General features: G+C 73.0%; 19 protein-coding genes. 9 read left to right on the top strand and 10 right to left on the bottom strand.

What is annotated here, in order from left to right:
• Window positions 1-10 precede the first annotated feature (10 nt).
• Window positions 11-955 carry a nitrilase-related carbon-nitrogen hydrolase gene (locus N912_RS0137335; protein ID WP_211261534.1) on the top strand — a complete coding sequence of 315 codons (945 nt, stop codon included), beginning with the start codon at window positions 11-13 and terminating at the stop codon, window positions 953-955.
• 9 nt (window positions 956-964) lie between these two features.
• Window positions 965-2026 (top strand): MBL fold metallo-hydrolase, encoded by a 1062-nt coding sequence (locus N912_RS0137330; protein ID WP_028926435.1) that lies wholly within the window; start codon window positions 965-967, stop codon window positions 2024-2026.
• Window positions 2027-2076: 50 nt separating this feature from the next.
• On the opposite strand, the gene N912_RS0137325 is transcribed toward N912_RS0137330, so the two are convergent.
• Window positions 2077-2985, bottom strand: coding sequence for a metal-dependent hydrolase (locus tag N912_RS0137325; protein WP_425415366.1), 909 nt, complete (start codon window positions 2983-2985; stop codon window positions 2077-2079).
• 44 nt (window positions 2986-3029) lie between these two features.
• Here N912_RS0137325 and N912_RS0137320 point away from each other — a divergent pair, with 44 nt between their 5' ends.
• A complete protein-coding gene (locus N912_RS0137320) occupies window positions 3030-3674 on the top strand; it encodes a TetR/AcrR family transcriptional regulator (protein WP_051581348.1) in 645 nt (214 codons plus the stop codon).
• Here the strand turns inward: N912_RS0137320 and N912_RS0137315 are convergent.
• Entirely contained in the window at window positions 3632-4678 is a 1047-nt protein-coding gene (locus tag N912_RS0137315; protein WP_028926432.1) for a sigma-70 family RNA polymerase sigma factor, read from the bottom strand. The genes N912_RS0137320 and N912_RS0137315 overlap by 43 nt on opposite strands.
• 80 nt (window positions 4679-4758) lie before the next feature.
• On the opposite strand from N912_RS0137315, the gene N912_RS0137310 reads away from it, so the two are divergent.
• Together N912_RS0137310 and N912_RS0137305 are read left to right on the top strand one after the other, a co-directional pair.
• Window positions 4759-5241, top strand: coding sequence for an SRPBCC family protein (locus N912_RS0137310; RefSeq protein ID WP_028926431.1), 483 nt, complete (start codon window positions 4759-4761; stop codon window positions 5239-5241).
• A 31-nt stretch (window positions 5242-5272) separates the two neighbouring features.
• Window positions 5273-6427, top strand: a complete 1155-nt coding sequence (locus N912_RS0137305) for a hypothetical protein (RefSeq protein ID WP_156994279.1) — start codon at window positions 5273-5275, stop codon at window positions 6425-6427.
• Here N912_RS0137305 and N912_RS0137300 read toward each other — a convergent pair.
• Both N912_RS0137300 and N912_RS0137295 read right to left on the bottom strand, forming a co-directional pair.
• Window positions 6398-6949, bottom strand: coding sequence for a GrpB family protein (locus tag N912_RS0137300; RefSeq protein WP_028926429.1), 552 nt, complete (start codon window positions 6947-6949; stop codon window positions 6398-6400). The genes N912_RS0137305 and N912_RS0137300 overlap by 30 nt on opposite strands.
• Window positions 6950-6961: 12 nt before the next feature.
• Window positions 6962-7549 (bottom strand): TetR/AcrR family transcriptional regulator, encoded by a 588-nt coding sequence (locus N912_RS0137295; protein ID WP_028926428.1) that lies wholly within the window; start codon window positions 7547-7549, stop codon window positions 6962-6964.
• A gap of 106 nt (window positions 7550-7655) precedes the next feature.
• Between N912_RS0137295 and N912_RS0137290 the strand changes: the two genes are divergently transcribed.
• Window positions 7656-8303 (top strand): peroxiredoxin-like family protein, encoded by a 648-nt coding sequence (locus N912_RS0137290; RefSeq protein WP_028926427.1) that lies wholly within the window; start codon window positions 7656-7658, stop codon window positions 8301-8303.
• Here N912_RS0137290 and N912_RS0137285 read toward each other — a convergent pair.
• Window positions 8274-8699, bottom strand: a complete 426-nt coding sequence (locus tag N912_RS0137285) for a YybH family protein (RefSeq protein ID WP_028926426.1) — start codon at window positions 8697-8699, stop codon at window positions 8274-8276. The two genes, N912_RS0137290 and N912_RS0137285, sit on opposite strands and share 30 nt — an antisense overlap.
• A gap of 71 nt (window positions 8700-8770) precedes the next feature.
• On the opposite strand from N912_RS0137285, the gene N912_RS0137280 reads away from it, so the two are divergent.
• Complete coding sequence (locus N912_RS0137280) at window positions 8771-9724, top strand: sigma-70 family RNA polymerase sigma factor (RefSeq protein WP_051581347.1); 954 nt, start codon at window positions 8771-8773, stop codon at window positions 9722-9724.
• On the opposite strand, the gene ndk is transcribed toward N912_RS0137280, so the two are convergent.
• Window positions 9699-10109: a nucleoside-diphosphate kinase gene (gene ndk / locus N912_RS0137275; protein ID WP_028926424.1), complete on the bottom strand. Its 411-nt coding sequence runs from the start codon at window positions 10107-10109 to the stop codon at window positions 9699-9701. The genes N912_RS0137280 and ndk overlap by 26 nt on opposite strands.
• Before the next feature lie 120 nt (window positions 10110-10229).
• Here ndk and N912_RS0137270 point away from each other — a divergent pair, with 120 nt between their 5' ends.
• The gene (locus N912_RS0137270) at window positions 10230-11099 is read left to right on the top strand and encodes an ABC transporter substrate-binding protein (RefSeq protein WP_028926423.1); all 870 of its coding nucleotides are present in this window, start codon (window positions 10230-10232) and stop codon (window positions 11097-11099) included.
• 25 nt (window positions 11100-11124) lie between these two features.
• A complete protein-coding gene (locus tag N912_RS0137265) occupies window positions 11125-12015 on the top strand; it encodes a LysR family transcriptional regulator (protein WP_028926422.1) in 891 nt (296 codons plus the stop codon).
• Window positions 12016-12060: 45 nt separating this feature from the next.
• Here N912_RS0137265 and N912_RS0137260 read toward each other — a convergent pair whose 3' ends face one another.
• The 4 genes from N912_RS0137260 to folC form a co-directional block, all read right to left on the bottom strand.
• The gene (locus N912_RS0137260) at window positions 12061-13032 is read right to left on the bottom strand and encodes an aldo/keto reductase (protein WP_028926421.1); all 972 of its coding nucleotides are present in this window, start codon (window positions 13030-13032) and stop codon (window positions 12061-12063) included.
• Window positions 13032-13418, bottom strand: coding sequence for a nuclear transport factor 2 family protein (locus N912_RS0137255; protein WP_028926420.1), 387 nt, complete (start codon window positions 13416-13418; stop codon window positions 13032-13034). The genes N912_RS0137260 and N912_RS0137255 overlap by 1 nt, the downstream gene beginning before the upstream one ends.
• 70 nt (window positions 13419-13488) lie before the next feature.
• Window positions 13489-13857, bottom strand: coding sequence for a DUF4233 domain-containing protein (locus tag N912_RS57090; protein ID WP_037068644.1), 369 nt, complete (start codon window positions 13855-13857; stop codon window positions 13489-13491).
• Complete coding sequence (gene folC / locus N912_RS0137245) at window positions 13854-15269, bottom strand: bifunctional tetrahydrofolate synthase/dihydrofolate synthase (protein ID WP_084211544.1); 1416 nt, start codon at window positions 15267-15269, stop codon at window positions 13854-13856. The genes N912_RS57090 and folC overlap by 4 nt, the downstream gene beginning before the upstream one ends.
• Window positions 15270-15275: the final 6 nt, after the last annotated feature.

The raw sequence follows: 15275 nt of genomic DNA, 5'->3' as shown, positions 1-15275 counted from the left end.
CCGGATGCGCGTGGCGGCGGTGCAGTTCGAGCACCGGGCCGACGACACGCGCTACAACCTGGACCGGGTGGCGCACTTCGTGCGCGCGGGCGCCGAGGCGGGCGCGCGGCTGGTGGTGTGCCCGGAGATGTGCCTGCTCGGGTACTGGCACCTGCGCCGCCACGGCGCGGACCGGCTGCGCGAGCTGGCCGAACCGGCGGACGGCCCGCTGGTGACCGCGGTCGCCGAACTGGCCGCCCGGCACGGCGTCGGGGTGGGCGCCGGCTTCCTGGAGAGCGCGGGCGAGCGGTTGTTCAACTCCTACGCGGTGTGCCTGCCGGACGGGAGCAGGCACGTGCACCGCAAGCTGCACGCGTTCGAGCACGAGGCGATCGACAGCGGCGAGGCGTTCACGGTGTTCGACACGCCGTGGGGCGCCCGGATGGCCATCCTGATCTGCTGGGACAACAACCTGGTCGAGAACGTGCGGGCCAGCGCGCTGTTGGGCGCCGAGGTGCTGATCGCCCCGCACCAGACCGGCGGCACCGCGTCCCGCAGCCCGCACGGCATGCGCCCGATCCCGCACGCGCTCTGGGACGCCCGCCACCGCGACCCGGCGGCGGTCGAGGAGGCGTTCCGGGGGCCGAACGGCCGAGGCTGGCTGATGCGCTGGCTGCCCTCCCGGGCGCACGACAACGGGCTGTTCGTGATCTTCAGCAACGGCGTCGGGCGGGACGACGACGAGGTGCGCACCGGCAACGCGATGGTCCTCGACCCGTACGGGCGGATCCTGGCCGAGACCTGGGCCGCCGAGGACACCATGGTGCTCGCCGACCTCGACCTGGACCTGCTCGCGCTGTCCACCGGCCGGCGCTGGCTGGCCGGACGCCGCCCCGAGCTCTACGGCGTGCTCACCCACAGGTTCGGCACCGAGCGCGACCCACGCGCCGCCCGCTTCGCCCCCGAACCCCCGTAGGCTGCCCGCATGTGCGACGGAGCCGGTGACCGGCACGAAGCCATGGCCTCGGCACCACGCCCGGCCCCGGGACCCGCGGTCGACCCGATCGCGCTGGAACCGGTGGACGAGGTGCGGATCACCACCCTGGTGGACAACGTCTTCGACGCGCTGCTCACCGGCGACGAGCGGACGCGGCGACCGGGCTTCGGCACCGGTGTGGTCGCCGCGCCGCAGTTCGACGGCGGCAAGACCACGTCCGGGCTGCTCGCCGAGCACGGGTTCGCCGCGCTGGTCACCGTCCGCCGCGGCGACACCGAGACCACGCTGCTGTTCGACACCGGGCTGTCCCCGGACGCGATGGTGACCAACGCCGACCGGCTCGGCGTCGACCTGTCCGCCATCCAGGCCGTCGTCCTCAGCCACGGTCACTTCGACCACGCCGGCGGGCTGGCCGGGCTGGCCGGGCGGCTGGGCGCGCGGCGGATGCCGATGGTCGTGCACCCCGGGGCGTGGACCCGCCGCCGGCTCGCCATACCCGGCCAGGACGTCTTCGACCTGCCGACCCTGAGCCCGCGCGCGCTGGCCGGCGAGGGCTTCGAGGTGATCGAACGGCGGGAGCCGTCGCTGCTGGTGGACGGCTGCGTGCTGATCACCGGCGAGGTGGACCGCACCACCGAGTTCGAGCACGGCATGCCCCCGCCGCACCAGGCCTGGTCCGGGACGGCGTGGGAGCACGACCCGCTCGTGATCGACGACCAGGCGCTGGTCGTGCACGTCCGCGACCGAGGCCTGGTGGTGCTCACCGGCTGCGGCCACGCCGGCGCGGTCAACATCGTCCGCAACGCCGCCCGCCTGACCGGCGTCGACCGCCTGCACGCCCTGCTCGGCGGCCTGCACCTCGGCGGCGCCGCGTTCGAGCCGATCATCCCGCCCACCGTGGCCGCGCTCGCCGACCTCGCGCCCGACCTGCTCGTCCCCGGACACTGCACCGGCTGGCGCGCGCAACACGCCCTGGCCGCCGCCCTCCCCCACGCCTGGACCCAGGGCAGCAGCGGCACCACGTTTTCCCTGGTCACCACCCGTGAGTGATTAGCGGTGCTATGGCACCGCTAATCACTCACGGGTTCTGAGCAGCGGGTTTACTTCAGGTGGTCGGTGAGGCGGCCGTCCTTGCCGAAGAGCTCGGCCTTCCAGCGCTCCAGGAGGGCGGTGGCGTCGAAGTCGTCGGGGTGGAAACCGGGGCGGTTGTAGGCGCGGACGTGAGCGACCATCTCGCGGGTCAGGAACGGCGAGTGGCGGAGCCGGGCCAGGCTCCGGACGAGGCGGACGGGGTTGTACGCGGACCTGTCGCCGGCCAGGGAGATCGTCGTCAAGATCAGCACGATCGGGATGAACAGCGCGTTGACCAGGCGCATCACCGCGATCCGCTGCCGCTCGGTGCCGCCGATCGCGCGGTAGACCTCGAACGCGACGGCCTTGTGCTCGGACTCCTCCAGCGCGTGCCACAGCAGCACCGAGCGCACCTCGGTCTCGCCGAGCAGCTCCTGCGCCTCCGGCTTGGTCAGCAGGCACTCGGCGATGGTCGCCGTGTAGTGCTCCAGCGCGGCGGTCACCGCCAGCCGGAACCGGCCGGAGGTGATGCCGTGATCGGCCAGCAGGTAGTGGGTGAAACGGTCGACCATGCGCGTCGGGTAGCCCATCTGGCGCAGCCGGTCGTTCAGGGCACGGTGCTCGCGCCCGTGCGTGACCTCCTGCCCGATGAAGCCGGCGACCTGTGACTTCAGCTCCGGGTCGGTGATCCGGTCGGAGTAGCGGCGCACCGAGCGGATGAAGAAGTCCTCCCCCTCCGGGAACAGCGCCGAGAGCACGGCCACGATGTGGCTCATCACCAGGTCGCCCTGCACGTAGTGGCGGTCCAGGGTGCCCGGCGGGTAGCTGAACGCGATGCGGCGGGTACGGACGTTGCGTTTCGGGGTTGCCTGGCCCGCTGTCATGCCGTCCTCCCGGTCGTCGGCCTCCTCGTCGACACAGCAAACACCTAAACGCATGTAACAAACATCGTCAAGACGTAACGGCTGTTAAGCTCCCGGACGTGCGATCCGGCGATGACCTGCTGCTGCGCGCGATCGCCTCGGAGCTTCCGGACGACGACCAGACTGCCGACCGCATCCTGAGCGCGGCGTACCAGCAGGCCGAGGACTTCGGGTTGCGCCGGTTCACCATGGACGACGTGGCCCGCCGGGTGGGCCTGTCCCGGGTGACGATCTACCGGTACTTCCCGAAGAAGGACCAGCTCATGAACGCGCTGCTGATGCGCGAGCTGCGCCGGTTCCTGACCAGGGCGGACGCGGTGATCGACGCGCAGCCCACGCCGGAGGCCAAGCTGGTCGAGGGCCTGCTGTTCTGCCTGGGCTTCCTGCGCGGGCACCGGCTGCTCACCCGGCTGCTGCGCACCGAGCCGGAGCTGATCCTGCCGCACCTGACCACCCGGGCCGGCGCGGTGGTCACGGCCGCCCGGAGCTGGATCGCCCGCCACGTCCGCGCCGAGGTCGCCGCCGGCCGCCTGGCGCTGCCCGACCAGGACATCGACATGCTCTGCGAGCTGCTGGTCCGCACGGTGATCTCGCTGGTGATCACCCCGGAGACGGTGCTCCCGGTGGACTCCCCGGACGGGCAGCGCCGGCTGGTGGAGCTCTACCTCAGGCCGCTAGTGGCCTCGCTGCGCCCGCCGGCCTGAGACACCGGCAGCTCCACCGGCAGGTCGAACGCCGCGAACAGGCCGGCGTCGCAGAAGGCGGTCAGCTCCGCGATCCGGCCGTCCTCGATGCGCAGCACCTCGATGGCGAGCGCGCGGAACCCGGCCTCGCCCGGCCCGCGCAGGTACGCCGCGGCCGCCGGCTGCAGGTTCGCCCCGACCGGCACCATCCGCAGCTCGCCGACGTAGCTCGGGGAGGCGGTGTCCCAGCTCTTCGTCAGGGCCGCCAGGACGGTGTCCCTGCCGAGGTGCCACATCGGGTACGCCGGCATGGTGGCCCGGACGTCCTCGGCGAGCAGCGCCGCGACCGCGTTGGCGTCGGACAGCTCCATGGCCTGCATGTACCGGCGCAGCAGCGCCCGCTCGCTCTCGGTGGGCGCGCTCGACGGCGCCCAGTCCAGCCGGCGCTCGGGCAGGTGCTCGCGCAGCGTCGCGCGGGCCCGCTGCAGCGCGCTGTTGGTCGACGCCACGCTGGCGTCGAGCAGCTCGGCGGCCTGCCTGGCCGGCCAGCCCAGCACGTCGCGCAGGATCAGCACGGCGCGCTGGCGCGGCGGCAGGTGTTGGATGGCGGCCAGGAACGCCAGCTCGATCGTCTCCCGGTTCACCGCCGCCTCGTCCGGCTCGACCAGCCGGTCCGGGAACGGCTGCAGCCACGGGATCTCGGGGCGCGGCGGCAGGTACACCTCGGCGTCCGACGGCCCGGTCAGGTGGTGCGGCAAGACGCGGCGGGCGCGGCCGTCCAGCGCGTCCAGGCAGGCGTTCGTGGCGATCCGGTACAGCCAGGCGCGCACCGACGAGCGGCCCTGGAACCCGCCCAGGTTCTTCCAGGCGCGCAGGAACGTCTCCTGCAGCAGGTCCTCGGCGTCGTCGAACGAACCCAGCATCCGGTAGCAGTGCACCCGCAGCTCGGCCCGGTGGCGCGCCACCAGCTCGGTGAACGCCGCCTCGTCACCCGCCCGCGCGGCCGCCACCACCTCGTCGTCCACCCGCCGCCTCCCCGCGATGAGTTTTGCCGCCCGCCTCGGTCATACCTGGAAAGCACCCGGGACGGATTGGATAACACAGCATGCCGGACGAGACCCTGAGCGCGACCGCCACCATCAACGCCCCCGCCGAGACCGTGTTCGCGGTGCTCGCGGACCCGACGACCCACCCCGCCATCGACGGCACCGGCTGGGTCCGCGAGTCCCGCGACGGCGCGCCCCTGACCGGGGGCGGCCAGGTCTTCCGGATGGCCATGTACCACGACAACCACCCGGACAAGGACTACGAGATGGCCAACCAGGTCCGGGTGTTCGACCCGCCGCGCGCGATCTCCTGGGAGCCGGGCCAGTACAACGCCGACGGCGAGCTGGGGTTCGGCGGCTGGTTCTGGCGCTACGACCTGGCCCCGGCCGGCGAGTCCGCCACCGAGGTGACGCTGTCCTACGACTGGTCGGCGGTGCCGCCGTTCATCCGCGAGCACATCCAGTTCCCGCCGTTCGGCCCAGACCACCTGCGCAACTCGCTCGCGCACCTGGGAGAGATCGCCGGCTCGCGCGTCCGGTAGCGCCGCTCGGGGTGGCGGCGATACGCCTCACATGAGGCGTGCGCGTGCCGGTGTGGTCACGGGTTCGGTGCTCGTCGTCGCGCTGGGCGCGTTCCTGGGGTTGCTCCCGGCCGGCGGGGTCTCCGTCGCGGACGGGACCTGCGGCAACGGGTTCCTTCCCTCGGCCGAGCCCAACTGCCTGGCCGCGGCGGGGTGGCTGCCGTACGGCGCCTGGGGGCTGACGGTGCTCGGCGCCGCCGTGATCGCCGGGGCGGTGGCCGTCACGTTCGCCGGGGTTCGGGTCCGGGTGGGAGTCTCGGACGCCGGTGGGCGGCGGTCGGCGGCCGGGGCGGTGCGGGGGGTCACGGATACGGGCGCGCGCGTTGCGCGGCGGTACAACGGCGTGATCATCGCGGTGGCGAGCGTGGCGGTGGTGGCCGGCACGTTCCTCGGGCTACTGCCGATCGCCGCGGCGCCCGGCACGTCCGGGCCGGCCAGCGGCCAGGCATGCCGGTACGAGGCCTGGTGCGTGCCCGGCGGCCCGGCGGAGCGTCCGGCGGAGCGGCCGGCCGGGGACGACCCTCGGCCGCTGACCCCGACGAGCTGGGGCGACCAGGGCGACTGGCGCGTCTCGGCGTCCTCGGCGCTGACCTCGCTGGGCGTCCTCGGGCTGTTCGCGGCCGTGGCTCCGCCGGTGCTGGCCGGCGTCGCACGGGGAAGCCTGCGGCGGCGGTCCTGGACACGCGGAACCACCGTGGTCGCCCTGACCGCGCTGGCCGGTCTGGCGGTGGGCGGCGGCCTGCTCCTCAGTGTCCGGGAGGGCTTTGCTCTGCGTACGCATGCGCAACACTCCGCCGTTGCGTCTAGGTGCGCAGAGCACAGGCCGCCCCGAGCGCGGCCGCCGGCCGTTCCGGGCACGCCCATGCCCGAGTTCCCTGGCACGCACCCGGGTTTCCCCGATCCCATCCCGTTACCGCGCAACGCGCCGCTCCCGGACCCGCCGTTGCGCCCGGACCCGCCCTTCCCCGGCGACCCCCGCGTACCCGACCCCTCGGCGCCTCCGGACCCCACGGCCCACTGCGAACGGGTCGAGCAGGTGCCGAACTACCCGGCCTGGGCGCTGGTCGCGCTCGGGGCGCTCGCCCTGGCCGCCGCGCAGGGGACGGCCGCGCTCGGCTCACGCGCCGCCCGGAGTCCAGCCGGATGAGCGCGCCCACGCCTCGGCCCGGTCGGTCATCTCGGCGATCAACGGCCCCTTGGCGTCGGCGTAGTCGTTCATGTCCGCCCAGTCCCGGCGGGCCAGCTCACGCTTGAGCCGCTGGTAGGCGTCCCGGTCGGCCGGCTCACGGCGCAGCCAGTCCCGCAGCAGCAGGTGCCGCCACTCCCACTCGCCGCCGGCGTCGCAGACGTGCACGTGCACGTCCCGCTCGGGGGTTCGCACCATCCGATGGCCGGGCTCGCGGACCCGGTGCCGGTACCCCACCGCGAGCAGCCCGGGCAGGTAGCTCGGCTCGTCCTCCACGTCCGGCACGCTGACCTGGATGTCCACGATCGGCTTGGCCATCAGCCCGGGCACCGACGTCGAGCCGATGTGGTCGATGCGGCGCGCCACCGGCCCGAGCGCCGTGGCGATCCGCTCGCGTTCGCGCCCGAACCGCCCCGGCCACCCCGGGTCGTACTCCACGATGCGGATCTCTCGCTTCTCCCGGCCGCCGATCAGCTCGAACACATCGCCAGCCTCTCAGACGGCGAGCGGGGCAAGGGCGGCGGCGACCGTGGCGCGCAGCGTGTCGGCGTCGGCCCCGGCGCGCGAGCGCAGGTTCACCCCGTAGGCGAGCAGCGCGAGCACCTCGGCCACGGCCTCGGTTGAAGTGCCCTCGGCGAGCTGGCCGAGGCGCCCGGCCGTGTCGAGCGCGGCGCGCAGCGCGTCCCGCAGCTCGACGTGGTGCTCGTCGAGCAGCGCGCGGACCTCGGGGTCGGCGCGCTCGGGGCCGGTGTGGGCGTTGACGACCATGCAGCCCCAGCCGGCGAATCCGCCCGCGCAGCGCACCTCGATCAGCCCGGCGAAGAAGTCCCGCACGGCCGCCAGCCCGCGCCCGTCCGCCGCGAGCCCCGCGAACGCCGGCCGGGCGCGGTGGCTCAGGTAGCGGCGCAGCGCGGCGAGGTACAGCTCGCGCTTGCCGCCGAACGTGGCGTACAGGCTGGAGCGGTTGAGGCCGGTCGCCTCGGTGACGGCCTGGATCGACGTGGTGGCCGAGCCGTGCTGCCAGAACAACCGCTCGGCCCGCTCCAGCGCCCGGTCCGGGTCGAAGTGCTTGATGTCGGCCATGACGTCCCTCGGGTTCTTGAAACGATGAGTCCAAGATAACCCTTGACGCACCCTGCCGCCGGCCAGCATCCTGAAACGAACGTTCCCAGAAGGAAGGACGGCCACCATGGGCCTGAACGACGAGCTGCGCGCGGTGCACGAGAACTTTCGGCGGCACGGCCCCGAGGACGTACGCGCGATCATGGAACGGGGCGCGCGCGAGCTTGCCGAGTCCGGCATCGCGGGCCGCGCGCTCGGGGTCGGCGCGCGGGCTCCCCGCTTCGCCCTGCCCTCGGCCGACGGGCGGGAGGTCACCCTGGACGGCCTGCTGGCGGAGGGGCCGGTGGTGCTGACGTTCTACCGGGGCGCCTGGTGCCCGTACTGCAACCTCGAGCTGCGCGCGCTGCAGCAGCACCACGACGCGATCGCCGCCCTCGGCGCGCGGCTGGTGGCCGTCTCGCCGCAGGTCCCCGACGAGTCGCTGTCGCTGGCCGAGCGGGAGCGGCTCACGTTCGACGTGCTCCGCGACGTCGGCTCGGACGTGGCCAAGCAGTTCGGGATCGCGTTCGACCTGTCCGACGAGCTGGGCGGGCTGTACGACACGTTCGGGTTCGACCTGCAACGCGTCAACGGCGGCCACGCCCGCACCCTGCCGCTGCCGGCCAGCTACGTGATCGACACCGCCGGCGTGATCCGGTGGGCGTTCGTCGAGACCGACTACACGGTCCGCGCCGAGCCCGCCGACCTACTGGCCGCCCTGCGCGACCTCCGGTAGCGCGCTCCGGTCGGCGAACGAGTGGTGCTCGTGGGTCACCACCCACCGGTCGCCGTCCCTGCGCAGGCCGAGGGTCAGCCGCAGCCGCTGCTCGGGGTCGCGTTCGAGCTCCGAGGGCATGCCGCAGCGCAGCAACGCCCACGCGAACGCGACGTCCGCACCGGCCGTGACGTCGAGCGACTCGATCTCGAACACCGCGCCGCCCGCCTGCCACTCGAAGAACCCCGGCCAGGTCTCGCGGTACGCCTCGATGCCGCGCACGCCGCGCTCGGGCGGCGGCACGTCGAACATGACGATGTCGGGCGCGTGGTCGGCGAGCACGGTGGGCATGTCGCCGGCGTGGACGGCGTTCGCCCACCGCGCGATCAGGTCACGGATGTGCTGTTCGTCGGTCATGGTTCCTCCTGTTCTCGGCGGTGGAACCCCGGCCGGCGGGTGAACTCATCGCGCGGTGCCATAGTGGGTTCGTGACAGCGCCGGCCGAGCTGCTCGACGCCGCCCGGTCCGGGGACGCCGGGGCGTTCGAGCGGCTGGTCGCGCCGTACCGGGGCGAGCTGCTGGCGCACTGCTACCGGATGCTCGGCTCGCTGCACGACGCCGAGGACGCCGTGCAGGAGAGCCTGGTCCGCGCCTGGCGCGGCATCGGCGGACTGGACGAACGAGGATTCGTCCGCGCCTGGCTCTACCGGATCGCGACCAACCGCTGCCTCACCGCGCTCGAACGGCGTGGCCGCCGGGAGCTGCCGGTGGACCTCGCCCCCGGCACGCCCACAGCCGAGGTCAGCTGGCTGGAGCCCTACCCCTCGGCCGAGTCGGGATACCTGGCCCGAGAGGGCGTCGAGCTGGCGTTCGTCGCGGCGTTGCAACGGCTGACCGCGACCCATCGCGCGGTGTTGATCCTGCGTGAGGTGCTCGGCTTCTCGGCGCGCGAGGTGGCCGAGCAGCTCGACACGTCCACCGCGTCGGTGAACAGCGCCCTGCAGCGCGCCCGGGCGGCGATCGGCTCGGCGTCGCAGACCCAGCGGGCGGTGCTGCGCGAGCTGGGCGACGAGGCGGTCGGCGAGATCGTCAGGCGCTGGAGCGAGGCCTGGCATGCGGGTGACGTCGACGCGATCGTTGCCATGCTCACCGACGACGCGCGCTACTCGATGCCGCCGGTGCCGGAGTGGTACGCCGGCAAGGACGACATCCGCGCCTTCCTGCTCCGAGGCCCGATGCGGGTGCGCTGGCGGTTCCTGCCCACCACGGCGAACGGCCAGCTCGCCTTCGGCACCTACCGGTGGGACGACGGCGAGCGGCGCTACCTGCCCGGCGGCCTCGACGTGCTGACCGTCCGGGGCGGACGCGTCGCCGAGGTGACCGCCTTCCTCACCGCCGACCTCACCCGGTTCGGGCTTACAGCTCCGGGAACCAGAGCTTGATCTCCCGGGACGCCGACTCCGGCGAGTCCGAGCCGTGCACCAGGTTGAACTGCGTCTCCAGCCCGAAGTCGCCCCGGATGCTGCCGGGCATGGCCTTCTCCACCGGGTCCGTGCCGCCGGCGAGCTGCCGGAACGCCGCGATCGCGCGCGGCCCCTCCACCACCGCGGCCACCAGCGGGCCGGACGTGATGAACTCCAGCAGGGAGTTGAAGAACGGCTTGCCGTCGTGTTCGGCGTAGTGCTGGCTGGCCAGCTCACGGTCCACGGTCCGCAACCGCAACGCGACCAGATCGAGCCCCTTGCGCTCGATCCGGGAGATCACCTCGCCCACCAGCCGGCGCTGCACGCCGTCGGGCTTCACCAGTACCAACGTCCGCTCGCTCACGGACGGTGAGCCTATCGATCGAGTTTCTCGATGGCCGTATCGACCCGGCTGCGTTGTCCGCGCACCCCGGCGGCCATAGCGTCATCGCAGGTCACGGTGCTCAAGCGGAGGGAGCGGACAATGGTGTTTCGGGTACAGCCGCACGTCAGGTTGCACGAGTGGGTGGCCGAGGAGCTCGGGCTGTTCGGCGAGGAGGGCCTGGAGTACGAGTTCGACGCCGGGTTCGCGGGCGGCTCGGTGATCTCCGAGGCCGGCGCCCCGCTGCGGGTGCGCAGCGGCGCGTTCGAGGACATGGCCGCCGGACGCGCCTCGGACGTCTCCTGCGCGTGCCACTGGGCGGTGAACGCGGCCTCGTCCAGTTCGCACGGGAAGATGTACGGCAAGGCCTACTCGGTGTGCCCGTCGTCGATCTTCGTGGCGGCGGACTCGCCGTACCGGGAGCCGGCGGACCTGGCCGGCGTCGAGGTGGGCGTGGGCTACCACTCCGGCAGCCACTACTCCGCGCTGCAGGCGCTGGAGCCGTTCCTGAGCCGCGAGCAGATCACGCTCGGGTTCATCGGCCGCCCGTTCGACAGGGCGCGCCAACTGCTCGCCGGCACCGCCCCGGCGGTCAACGTCTGGGGCGCGCCGGCCTACCTGCTCGAACAGCTCGGCTACCGCAAGCTGGTGGACACCACGTTCGTGATGGGCTTCCTGCTGTCCTCGCGGGCCGACCTGACCGACGTGGAGCGCTACTTCGCCGCGTTGCTGCGCGCCCAGCGGGAGATCGACCTGGAGCCGCACCGCTACACCCGGCACTGGGCCCGCGAGATGCCCGAGGACCTGCTCACACTGGTCGACGTGCGGCGGTTCGGCCCCGGCGAGCGGGTGGTCGGCCAGGCGTACACCCGGGACATGTTCGAGCGCACCCAGGGCTGGATGCGCGACTGGGACCTTCTCGACGGCGCCGACCCCGCGCTGGCACGCTACGAGGAGTCCGTGCTGACGTGAGCCGGGCTCGGCAGCGGGGGGCGCGGTGGGACTCGACCTCTTCAAGCTCCGGGTGTTCGTCACGGTGGTGGACCGCCACGGCTACTCGGCGGCCGCCGCGCACCTGGGCCTGAGCCAGGCCACCGTGTCGTTCCACGTGCACAGCCTGGAACGCCAGCTTGGCACCTCGCTGGTGCGCTACGAGCACCGCGAGGTCCGGCTCACCCCGGCCGGGGAGCAGGCGTACCGCCGGGCCGTGCGGATGCTGCGCGACGAGCGTCAACTCCTGCGCAGCATCCGCTCCGGCCAGGACGGCCAGGTCTCGCTGGGCGCGAGCATCGCGTTCGAGCAGCCGTTCTTCTTCGAGCGGGTGCTCGTGCCCTACCGGGCGGCGCATCCGGGCGTGCTGGCGTCGGTGCGGTTCGGGCACAGCGTCCGGCTGGCCGAGCAGGTGCTCGACCACCGCCTCGACCTGGCGTACGCGATCGGCTGGCAGGTGCCGAGCGGGGTGCGCTTCGAGCCGCTGCACGGCGCCGAGTTCCGCCTGCTGGTGGCCGGTTCGCACCCGCTCGCGCGGTCGTCCACGGTGACCGTGGACGAGGTCTCCCAGGCCGGGCTGATCACCGCGCCGCTCAACGACGTGGAGTGGGTGCACTACGAGAAGGTGCTGCGCGAGGTCGGCCTCGGCGCCACCGACGCCCGGCTGGAGGTCGAGGGCATGCAGGCGCGGGTGCTCGCCGCCCGGGCCGGGATGGGCGTGCTCGGCATGTTCCAGCCGCCCTACGCGACCGACGACCCCGAGTCGCTGCGCCCGCTGCGCCTGGACCGCCCGATGCCCGTGGTCCAGGTCGGCCTCGTACACCGCCGAGGCGAGCGCCCCACCCCCGCGGTGCGCTCGCTGGCCGACCGCATCCGCACCGTGGCGCACAACCCGTGAGTGGTTAGCGTTGCTATGACAACGCTAACCACTCACGGGTCCCGGTCAGTAGCGGGTGCCGGCGGGTTGGGGTAGGGCGGCGGCGATGTGGGCGAGCTCGTCGGGGGTCAGTTCGACGTCGGCGGCGGCGATGTTCTCCTCCAGCCGGGAGCGGCGGCGCGTGCCGGGGATCGGGACGATGTCCTCGCCGTGGGAGAGGACCCAGGCGAGCGCGAGCTGTGACGGGGTGAGCCGCTTGGCGGCGGCCAGGCGTTCGACGGTGGCGACCAGGTCGAGGTTGCGCTGGAAGTTCTCGCCCATGAAACGCGGGGAGGAGCGGCGGTAGTCGCCCGGGGCCAGGTCGTCGGGCGACCTGATGGTGCCGGACAGGAAGCCTCGGCCGAGCGGCGCGTACGGCACGAACCCGATGCCCAGCTCGCGGACGGTTGGGAGCACGGCGTCCTCGACCTCCCGCGACCACAGCGAGTACTCGCTCTGCAGCGCGGCGATCGGGTGTACGGCGTGCGCGCGGCGGATCGTCTCCGGGTCCGCCTCGGACAGCCCCAGGAAGCGCACCTTGCCGGCCGCGACGAGCTCGCTCATCGCGCCGACCGTCTCCTCGATGGGCGTATCCGGGTCGGCGCGGTGCTGGTAGTAGAGGTCGATGTGGTCCACGCCGAGGCGCGCCAGTGAGGCGTCGCAGGCCGCCTTGACGTACTCCGGGCGCCCGTTGATCGTGGTGTTGGCGACCGCCTGGTCGGGTGTGGTGCCGACGGGCCGGACGATGCCGAACTTGGTGGCCAGCACGACCTCGTCGCGGCGGCCGGCGATCGCCTCGCCGACCAGCCGCTCGTTGGTGTGCGGGCCGTAGACGTCGGCGGTGTCGAGCAGCGTGACGCCGAGGTCCAACGCCCGGCGGATGGTGGCGACGGCTTCCTCGCGGTCGTCGTCGGTGGCACCGTAGGCCCAGGTCATGCCCATGCAGCCGAGGCCGAGCGCGGACACGTCGAGGCGCGGCCCCAGGGTACGAGTACGCATCAGCCGGCGGGCGCCATCGCGGCGCTCATCGCCACCCCGTCGACGTACGAGTGCTTCTCCTTGACCGCGCCGTCCTCGACGAGGACGAAGTCGGCAAGATCGACCTCGAATGCGGCGCCGGCCGCGGACGTCCCCGTCAACGTCCACTGGACAACCCAGAAGTCCTCGCCGACCCGCAACGAGACCAGCTCGAACGTCAGATCGGGGATACGCGCGAACGCCGCCGCGGCCGCCTCGCGGATCGCGATGCGCCCGCGCGCCGGCTCCTGGTCCAGATGCAGGTGAAAGATCGAGTCAGCGGTGTGAAGCTCGGCGATCCGGTCCGGGTCTCGGTCCGCCCAGCACGAGTGGTAGCGCTCGAACAGGTCACGCGTCGCGGCGGTCACTAAACAGCTCCTCCTCATAGGGATCGTCAAGGCCGTGAGTGGCTAGGGTTGCTATGGCGGCCCCAGCCACTCACGGGTTCTGACCAGGTAGTTCTCCTCGGGACATGCGGGCGGCGACGTCGCGGCGCATCATCAGCAGCGCGAACCAGACCAGGCCGAAGATCAGGCCGAGCACGCCGAGGGCGAACACCAGAAAGCCGCAGGCCATGGTGGCGAGCTGGAGGGCGATAGCGAGCTTCAGCGCCCAGGGGCGGCGGAGGAAGCGGACGGTGACGATCATGGCGGCGGCCAGGGCGAGGACTATGCCGACGCCCAGCGGGCCGCCGTTGTCGCCGATCTTGGTGACGACCAGCAGGGTGAGCAGGACGACGATCGACTCCAGGATCAGGGTCGCGGCCATCACGCCGCGGAAGCCCTTCCACGGGTCGGGCTGCGTCACGCCGGTTCCTTGCCGAACAGGGTCCGCGCCTCGCCCGCGGTGACCACCGAGCCGGTGACCAGCACGCCGCCGCCGGCCAGCGCGCCGTCGTCCTCGTCGACCTCCTCGGCCATCTGGATCGCCTGCTCCACCGCGTCGTCCAGCCGGGGCTCGACGACCACCCGGTCGGCGCCGAAGACGGCCACCGCGTCGGCGGCCAGGTCGTCCACGTCGCGGGCGCGCGGCGAGGAGTTGCTGGTGACCACCACCTCGTCGAGCAGCGGTTCGAGCTGGTCGAGCATGCCGCGCGCGTCCTTGTCCCGCAGCACCGCGAGCACGCCGATCAGCCGGCGGAAGCCGAACTCGTCGGCGAGCGCGGACGCGAGCGCGCGGGCGCCGTGCGGGTTGTGCGCGGCGTCCACCAGCACCGCCGGCGCGGTCCGTACCCGCTCCAGCCGTCCCGGCGCAGCCACTCCGGCGAACGCCGACCGCACCGCGTCGGCGTCGAGCTGGCGGTTCGCGCCGGCGCCGATCAGCGCCTCGGCGGCGGCCAGCGCGAGCGCGGCGTTGTTGGCCTGGTGCTCGCCGTGCAGCGGCAGGAACACCTCGTCGTAGGCGCCGCCCAGGCCCTGCAGCTTGAGCAGCTGGCCGCCGACCGCCTGGGTACGGCGCAGCACGCCGAACTCCATGCCCTGCCTGGCCACCGTGGCGCCCACCTCGGCGCAGCGCTCCATGAGCACGGCGGCCACCTCGGTGTCCTGGGCGGCGAGCACGGCGATCGAACCGGGCTTGATGATCCCGGCCTTCTCGCCGGCGATCCCGGTCAGCTCCGGGCCGAGGTACTCCACGTGGTCCACGCCGATGGGCGTGACCACCGAGACGGTGCCGTCGGCCACGTTGGTGGCGTCCCAGGTGCCGCCCAGGCCGGTCTCCAGGATCGCGGCCTCCACCGGGGCGTCCGCGAACGCGGCGAACGCCATCGCGGTGAGCACCTCGAACTTGCTCATCGCCGGGCCGTCGCCTGCGCGCTCGTCCACCAGCCGCACGTACGGCTCGACCTCGCGGTAGACCTCGACGTACCGGGCCATCGTGATCGGCGCGCCGTCCAGGCAGATCCGCTCGGTGGCCGACTGCAGGTGCGGGCTGGTGTACCGGCCGGTGCGCAGGCCGGCCTCGGTGAGCAGCGCGTCGATCATCCGCGCGGTGGACGTCTTGCCGTTGGTGCCGGCCAGGTGCACCACCGGGTACGCCCGCTGCGGGTCGCCGAGCAGGTCGACCAGCGCCTGGATGCGCTCCAGCGACGGCTCGATCTTCGACTCCGGCCAGCGGCGGTCCAGCTCGGCCTCCACCGCCCGGAAGTCGGCCCTGACCTGCTCGTCGGCCGCCTGGCGCCTTTCGGCCTCCGCCGCGGACGTCTTCTTGCCTGCCGCCATCCCGTC

Origin of the sequence: Actinospineispora acaciae DSM 45401 (assembly GCF_000620785.1) — a bacterium.
Lineage (GTDB): Bacteria > Actinomycetota > Actinomycetes > Mycobacteriales > Pseudonocardiaceae > Pseudonocardia > Pseudonocardia acaciae.
Note: the sequence above shows the minus strand (reverse complement) of the source record. Positions and strands in the feature narration are given on the sequence as shown.

What these genes read in the sequence shown, in the direction of transcription:
- N912_RS0137330 (WP_028926435.1), top strand. Translation starts at nt 965, where the DNA reads ATGTGCGACGGAGCCGGTGACCGGCACGAAGCCATGGCCTCGGCACCA.
- N912_RS0137325 (WP_425415366.1), bottom strand. Translation starts at nt 2,985, where the DNA reads ATGCGTTTAGGTGTTTGCTGTGTCGACGAGGAGGCCGACGACCGGGAG.
- N912_RS0137310 (WP_028926431.1), top strand. Translation starts at nt 4,759, where the DNA reads ATGCCGGACGAGACCCTGAGCGCGACCGCCACCATCAACGCCCCCGCC.
- N912_RS0137305 (WP_156994279.1), top strand. Translation starts at nt 5,273, where the DNA reads ATGAGGCGTGCGCGTGCCGGTGTGGTCACGGGTTCGGTGCTCGTCGTC.
- N912_RS0137295 (WP_028926428.1), bottom strand. Translation starts at nt 7,549, where the DNA reads ATGGCCGACATCAAGCACTTCGACCCGGACCGGGCGCTGGAGCGGGCC.
- N912_RS0137290 (WP_028926427.1), top strand. Translation starts at nt 7,656, where the DNA reads ATGGGCCTGAACGACGAGCTGCGCGCGGTGCACGAGAACTTTCGGCGG.
- N912_RS0137285 (WP_028926426.1), bottom strand. Translation starts at nt 8,699, where the DNA reads ATGACCGACGAACAGCACATCCGTGACCTGATCGCGCGGTGGGCGAAC.
- N912_RS0137270 (WP_028926423.1), top strand. Translation starts at nt 10,230, where the DNA reads ATGGTGTTTCGGGTACAGCCGCACGTCAGGTTGCACGAGTGGGTGGCC.
- N912_RS0137260 (WP_028926421.1), bottom strand. Translation starts at nt 13,032, where the DNA reads ATGCGTACTCGTACCCTGGGGCCGCGCCTCGACGTGTCCGCGCTCGGC.
- folC (WP_084211544.1), bottom strand. Translation starts at nt 15,269, where the DNA reads ATGGCGGCAGGCAAGAAGACGTCCGCGGCGGAGGCCGAAAGGCGCCAG.